At 60.5% G+C, this 1,643-nt stretch carries 1 protein-coding gene; it reads right to left on the bottom strand.

The window, feature by feature from the left end:
• Positions 1 to 1,643: immunoglobulin-like domain-containing protein (locus AB4Z20_RS27935; RefSeq protein ID WP_442091217.1), on the bottom strand; the 1,643-nt coding region annotated here is incomplete at both ends.

The following is a 1,643-nucleotide window of genomic DNA, read 5'->3' as shown; positions in this document are numbered from 1 at the left end:
GTCAGGCTGACAGTCGAGGTGTCGATGGTATCGGTAACGTCAGTCACCGCAGGCGTGGTGCTCGGAACCAGGTTCTCGAAGTTACCACCAGTGGCTTTATCGATGCTGACTTCGACTTTGCCAGCGTCTTTGTAGACGTCGTCTTTTGGCGCATCGACAGTGACGGTRCCGGTAGTGGCGCCAGCAGCGATGTTGATCACCGCGCCGTTGCTCAAGGTGACGGTCACTGGCGAGCCGGCGGCGTTGGTCAATGTTGCGGTGTAAACGATCGAGCCGCCTTCGGCGACGGTATCGGTTGCACTCAAGGTCAGACCGGTAGTGTCCTGCACATCGGTAACGGTGGTGTYSGCCGGAGTGGCGTCGATGTCCAGTTTTTCGTAGTTACCGCCCTGGGCGTCGTCGATCTTCACGCTCAGGTTGTCGCCGCCCGCGAGGGCGTCGTTTGGTGTAACGAAGTTCACCGAAGCGGAGCTGGCACCGACYGGRATGGTGATGGTCTGGCCGTTGCTCAACGTCACGACGAGCGGGGCATCAGTGACTGGTGCGTTGACCGACGCGGTGTACACCACGGTGCCGCCTTCAGCGACGGTGGACGTTGCGGTCAGGCTCACGGTCGACGTGTCGATGGTGTCAGTGACATCAGTCACCGCTGGGGTGGTGTTCGGAACCAGGTTCTCGAAGTTACCGCCAGTGGCCTTATCGATGCTGACTTCAACTTTGCCCGCGTCTTTGTAGACATCGTCTGTTGGTGCGTCGACAGTCACCGTGCCAGTGGTGGCGCCTGCTGCGATGTTGATGACGGCGCCGTTGCTCAGGGTGACGGTCACTGGAGAGCCAGCGGCGTTGGTCAGGGTGGCGGTGTAAACGATGGAACCGCCTTCGGCCACTTCGGTAGACGCGGACAGGCTCAGGCCAGTGGTGTCCACCGAATCGGTAATCGTGGTGACCGCAGGCGCAGTGCTTGGGACCAGGTTTTCGAAGTTACCGCCGGTTGCGCCGGTAATCGTAGTGCTGACGGTGCTGCCGTTGTTGTAGACGTCATTGGCCGGTGTCTCGACGTTGACGGTGCCAGTGGTCTGGCCAGCAGCGATGGTGATGACCGAGCCATTGCTCAAGGTCACGGTCACCGGCGTCTGAGCAGGGTTGGTCAGAGTCGCGGTGTAGGTGATCTGGCCGCCTTCGGTGATGGTTTCGCTGGCGCTCAGTGTCAAGCCAGTGGTGTCCACCGAATCGGTAATCGTGGTGACCGCAGGCACAGTGCTCGGCACCAGGTTTTCGAAGTTGCCACCGGTCGCACCGGTAATGGTGGTGCTGACGGTGCTGCCGTTGTTGTAGACGTCATTAGCCGGCGTCTCGACGTTGACGGTCCCGGTAGTCTGGCCTGCAGCGATGGTGATGACCGAGCCATTGCTCAAGGTCACGGTCACCGGGGTCTGGGCCGGGTTGGTCAGCGTTGCGGTGTAAACAATCGAACCGCCTTCGGTGATGGTTTCGCTGGCCGTCAGTGTCAGGCCAGTGGTATCCGCCGAATCAGTAATCGTGGTGACCGCAGGCGCAGTGCTCGGCACCAGGTTTTCGAAGTTACCGCCGGTTGCGCCGGTAATCGTAGTGCTGACGGTGCTGCCGTTGTTGTAGACGTCATT

Source organism: Pseudomonas sp. KB_12 (assembly GCF_052114545.1).
In the GTDB taxonomy this organism is placed as follows: domain Bacteria; phylum Pseudomonadota; class Gammaproteobacteria; order Pseudomonadales; family Pseudomonadaceae; genus Aquipseudomonas; species Aquipseudomonas brassicacearum.
This window is presented reverse-complemented; position numbering and strand designations above follow the sequence as displayed.